Below are 5,471 nucleotides of genomic sequence, written 5' to 3' on the forward strand. Positions count from 1 at the left end.
CGCTACGCTCGTTTTTTTATTTATAATTTTTCCAATTACAAGATACTTATACAAATTTACTCTTCAGGATAAGCCACTTTTTTCAGTGCTTTGATGTCTGTGGTTGGCGAGCAGAGTGAAATAAATTCATAACCATAACCACGTAGTAGATGACCTTTGCGTACGGCAATCCAAGTGGTATTGACACCAAATATATCAGTTTTAATTTGTTGTAGGCGATAGTCTCGTTCAGCATCATAAGCGACATCATTGACGATACCCACACCCATATTCAATTCGACATAAGTTTTAATGACGTCGGCATCCAAGGCAGACATCACAATATCGGCATGTAAATGTGCATCTTCAAATGCTTTATCAATTTTAGAGCGACCCGTGAAGCCCCCATGATAAGTAATCAATGGATACTCAGCCAACAGTTCTAGGCTGATGTGATCTAATTTACTTAAAGGATGATCTTTAGGTGTGATGATACTATGGTGCCATTCATAATAAGGAACACTTGCTAAGTTTTCTTCTGTGGTTAAAGATTCAGTGGCAATACCAATATCGGCTTCACCTTGAAGAAGCATTTCAGCGATTTCTACAGGACTTGCTTGTTGTAAAACCAAATGAACTTTAGGAAATAGTTTTTTAAATTGATTTACGATCGGCGGGAGTACGTAACGTGCCTGCGTATGTGTAGTGGCTATGGTAAGCGTTCCTTCATCCACTTTGTTAAAGTCATCTGCAAGACGCTTGATATTGTCTGCGTCAACTAACATACGTTCAACAATATTCAGTAAAGATTGTCCGGGCTCAGTTAAGCCTAATAAACGTTTTCCTTTACGGACAAAGAGCTGTACGCCTAATTCATCTTCCAGGTCTTTAATATGTTTACTCACGCCAGATTGTGAGGTGTAAAGTGCTGCTGATGCTTCAGTGAGATTAAAGTTTTGACGAACAGTTTCTCGAATAATTCTGAGTTGTTGAAAGTTCATAAATATTTGTTCCTTGCAAAAGCATGGTAATTCGAAAGCATTTTATCTCTAAATTCCCCTAAATCCCCATTTAATAAAGGGAAAATTCCAAAAAAGCATGGGATTTATTGCTTTTGTGGGCACCTTCCTTTCAACGGAAGGTGGGGAGAGTGATTTTTAAGCAACTTGTATGCTTGTTTGATCTGCAAATAAATGAAGCTGAGCAGCACTAATCCAAACCGTTTGATTCGGTTTGAATTGATGTAAGTTTGCTTCCTCTACACTTAATAAAATTTCGATAGTACGTCCACTGCGATCTTGTAATTCAGCGATGACTTTACCCGCAATCCATACTTCGCGTAAAAATGTTGCTTCAATGGCATTTGCTTGAGGTTGAGCGTGAATATGCAATTCATTTGGTCTTGCAAATGCAATCACTTTACCTTGAGGTGCTTGTACCGTTGATGGTAGTTGAATGCGATCATCACCGATACGGATAATACCGCCAGTATGTTCGCCTTCGAAGCGATTTGCTTGACCCAAGAAATCAAATACAAATGGCGTCGCTGGTTTTTCATAGACTTCACGGGGAGAACCAATTTGCTCAACATCTCCTTTGTTCATGACGATGATTTGATCAGCAACTTCTAATGCTTCTTCTTGGTCATGGGTTACAAAGATAGACGTGATATGTAGTTCATCATGTAGGGTGCGTAACCAACGACGTAGTTCTTTACGAACTTTAGCATCTAAAGCACCAAAAGGTTCATCCAGTAATAACACACGGGGTTCAACTGCAAGCGCACGTGCAAGAGCAATACGTTGGCGTTGCCCACCCGAAAGCTGAGCAGGGTAACGATCCGCCAAAAAGCCTAGTTGAACGAGGTCAAGTAAACGCGTTACACGTTTTTTAATTTCGGCTTCTGATGGTCGAGTTGCTCTCGGGCGGACACGTAAACCAAATGCGATATTGTCAAAAACAGTCATGTGACGGAATAGTGCATAATGCTGAAACACAAAACCTACTTGGCGTTCGCGTACGTGGATGTCGGTTGCATCTTCACCTTCAAGTAACACTTGACCGCCATCTGCTGACTCTAAGCCTGCAATAATGCGTAATAATGTGGTTTTTCCACAGCCTGAAGGACCCAGTAAGGCAACTAATTCACCTTCAGGAAAATCTAAAGAGATATTTTTTAGCGCATGGAATGCACCAAAGTGTTTTTCAATATTTTTAACTTGAATACTCATGTGTTCATTCCTTAATGGGTTGGCTGTTTGCTTGTTCTTGGCGGATTTCCAACCAAGTTTTCAAGATCAAGGTGATGATTGCTAAAAATGCCAGTAATGAAGACACAGCAAATGCAGCACTAAAGGTATATTCGTTGTAGAGAATCTCAACATGTAGAGGCAAAGTATTGGTTTCACCGCGAATATGTCCTGAAACAACAGAGACTGCACCAAACTCACCCATCGCACGGGCATTACACAGAATGACACCGTAGATAAGACCCCATTTGATGTTCGGTAGCGTCACTCTCCAAAAGGTTTGCCAACCAGAGGCACCCAATACGATGGCAGCCTCTTCTTCTTCAGTACCTTGGGCTTCCATTAATGGAATGAGTTCCCGAGCCACAAAAGGAACGGTAATAAAGATTGTGGCGAGGACAATTGCAGGTACGGCATATAGAATCTTAATGTCATGATCCATGAGCCAACCACCGATCCAGCCTTGTGAGCCAAAAATTAAAACAATCATTAAACCAGCAATGACCGGTGATACTGAAAAGGGCATATCGATAATGGTGGTTAATATGGCTTTACCACGAAACTGAAATTTAGCGACAGACCACGCTGCAGCAACACCAAATATCACATTAATTGGTACGGCAATCGCTGCTGTCAGTAACGTTAATTTCACTGCTGATAAGGTATCTGCATCGGTTAAAGCATTGATATAAACGGCTAGACCTTGCTTAAATGCTTCTGCAAAAACCAAAATGAGTGGCAAGATTAAGCAACTTAGAAAAAAGATAAGTGCAATGCCAATCAAGCTATAGCGGACCCAAGTCGGCTCACGAGTTGCATCTCGAGCCTGTAATTTGAGTGCTAAAGAATTGCTATTGTTATTTAAACTCATTGTGCAACTCTCCCTGTGCGACGACTCGCCCATGCCTGTATTAAATTAATTAAGAATAAAATGGCAAAAGAGAGAATCAGCATGACCACAGCAATGGTGGTTGCACCAGCATAATCATATTCTTCTAAACGAGAGATAATCATTAAAGGCGCAATTTCAGTTTTATAAGGCATATTGCCCGCAATAAAAATCACAGAGCCATATTCTCCTACGCCACGAGCAAAGGCTAGAGCAAAACCAGTCAGTAAGGCAGGAAATAAGATAGGCAAAATGATTTTGGTAATGGTTTGCCAACGATTTGCACCCAATGCGGAAGCAGCTTCTTCCAATTCGGTTTCAATATCACTCAAAACGGGTTGTACAGTACGAACAACAAACGGTAAACCAATAAAAATCAATGCCAACGTGATACCAATCGGAGTATAGGCAACCTGAATTCCTAATGGTTCAAGATATTGTCCAATCCATCCATTTTTAGAATAGAGTGAGGTGAGCGCGATACCTGCAACTGCTGTAGGTAAGGCAAAGGGTAAATCGACTAAAGCATCTACTATTCTTTTACCAGGGAAGCTATAGCGAACTAAGCACCACGCTAGGAGTAAACCAAAGATCACATTGACAAAAGCAGCGATCAGCGCAGCGCTAAAGCTGAGTTGTAATGATTTTAAGATTCGCTCAGACGTTAGAATTTCCCATAATCCATCCCAACCAATTCCAAAAGATTTGATAAAGACGGCTGATAAAGGAATCAGTACGATTAAAGACACGTAAGCGAGGGTAAAGCCTAAGGATAGGCCAAACCCAGGCAGCACTCGGGAACGCTGCGACATGATATTTCCTCAAAGAGAAATGTTTGCTAAACAAGCAAATAAGCTAAATATAAAAATATAAGGAGCGAGAGTTAGGCAAATTTCACATTAAAATTTGCCTGAGGCATTCGAGTTCGCGGTTGCATGTTTTTTTCAGGCAATAAGTAATTCAGGATTTCTGGAAACGGACCAAATCCTGATGCCACATTGACATGACCAACAGCACCTAAATTGATCGGGGTGAGCTCCCATGCTTGTGCGAGTTGTAAAGCATCGACATAACCTAACCATGGGTCATTTTCACTGATCAATAAAGTCGTCGGTAAATCAATTTGAAGTTGATGAAAATATTGTTTGTAGTCAGTCAAACTGTGGCGTGCAAAACCACTTTCACCAAAACGTGCAGGATTTGCTGGAGCGACTAGCACTAGATTTTTTACTTTAGCTTGCAATTCAGGATGTTCTGCAAGTGCTGCGACACTGGTTAAGCAACCAAAACTATGTGCAACAACTTGGACTGGAGAGTTGATTGCTTCTAATGCGCTGAGAAACTCGGTAACCCATTCACTTAATACTGGTCGATCCCAATATTTTTGTTGTACACGAGAGCTAGACACCAGTTGTTGCTGTAACCAAGACTGCCAATGCTGTGCTTCGCTACCACCTACACCCGGAACAATTAAAGTGTGAACCATGTCTGCTCTCCTGAGAATTTCTTCTAAAAGTAATTCTTATCGGCTGTTTGCTTTAACAATCTGATCAAAGATTCCGCCATTATCAAAATGCTGTTTCTGCACTTTGGTCCAGCCGCCAAATTCTTTGTCGATGGTGATCAGTTTGAGCGGCTTAAATACGCTTTGGTATTTTTTCAGTACATCGGCATTACGTGGTCTGTAAAAATGACGTGCAGCGATTTCCTGACCTGCTGGTGAATAGAGGTAGTTCAAATAACCACGTGCAATTTGTAGGTTGCCATTTTTAGTCGCATTTTTTTCTACCACTGCAACGGGAGGCTCTGCCAAAATCGAGAGCGAAGGAACGACAATTTCAAATTTGTTTGGTTGTTCACGTATTGCAAGGAACGCTTCATTTTCCCAAGCCAATAAAACATCACCAATGCCGCGCTCAGCAAATGTGGTTGTTGCACCACGTGCACCAGAATCAAGTACTTTGGTCTGTTTATATATTTGGCGGACAAATTCTTGTGCTTTGGCATCGTTACCATTGGGCTGATGTTTTGCCCAAGCCCAAGCTGCTAAATAATTCCAGCGAGCGCCACCTGACGTTTTTGGATTCGGCGTAATAATTTCTACGCCCGGCTTAATCAGATCACCCCAATCTTTAATTTGCTTAGGATTATCTTTTCGTACTAAAAATACGATGGTAGACGTATACGGCGTTGAGTTATTTGGCAATTTTTTCTGCCAATCATTAGGTAGCAATTTTGCATTTTTGGCAATTTCATCAATATCCGCAGCCAAAGCTAAAGTTACGACATCGGCATTTAGACCATCAATAACGGCACGTGCTTGTTTACCAGAACCACCATGTGATTGTTTGAAA

At 41.2% G+C, this 5,471-nt stretch carries 6 protein-coding genes; all 6 read right to left on the bottom strand.

Features of this window, described 5'->3' with window-relative positions; translation table 11 throughout:
* Positions 1-56: 56 nt before the first annotated feature.
* Complete coding sequence (locus HMPREF0023_RS08160; protein WP_008941786.1) at positions 57-980, bottom strand: CysB family HTH-type transcriptional regulator; 924 nt, start codon at positions 978-980, stop codon at positions 57-59.
* A gap of 156 nt (positions 981-1,136) precedes the next feature.
* Positions 1,137-2,210, bottom strand: coding sequence for a sulfate/molybdate ABC transporter ATP-binding protein (locus HMPREF0023_RS08165; RefSeq protein WP_008941787.1), 1,074 nt, complete (start codon positions 2,208-2,210; stop codon positions 1,137-1,139).
* A 4-nt stretch (positions 2,211-2,214) separates the two neighbouring features.
* Positions 2,215-3,099: a sulfate ABC transporter permease subunit CysW gene (gene cysW, locus HMPREF0023_RS08170; protein WP_008941788.1), complete on the bottom strand. Its 885-nt coding sequence runs from the start codon at positions 3,097-3,099 to the stop codon at positions 2,215-2,217.
* Positions 3,096-3,929, bottom strand: coding sequence for a sulfate ABC transporter permease subunit CysT (gene cysT / locus HMPREF0023_RS08175; protein WP_004640046.1), 834 nt, complete (start codon positions 3,927-3,929; stop codon positions 3,096-3,098). Before cysT ends, cysW begins: the two co-directional genes overlap by 4 nt.
* A 71-nt stretch (positions 3,930-4,000) precedes the next feature.
* Entirely contained in the window at positions 4,001-4,603 is a 603-nt protein-coding gene (locus HMPREF0023_RS08180; protein WP_008941789.1) for an RBBP9/YdeN family alpha/beta hydrolase, read from the bottom strand.
* Between the two features lie 36 nt (positions 4,604-4,639).
* Positions 4,640-5,471 (bottom strand): sulfate ABC transporter substrate-binding protein (locus tag HMPREF0023_RS08185; RefSeq protein ID WP_008941790.1); only part of this gene is annotated, 832 nt, incomplete at its 5' end.

The sequence above is a fragment of the Acinetobacter sp. ATCC 27244 genome, from assembly GCF_000156555.1.
In the GTDB taxonomy this organism is placed as follows: Bacteria; Pseudomonadota; Gammaproteobacteria; order Pseudomonadales; family Moraxellaceae; genus Acinetobacter; species Acinetobacter haemolyticus.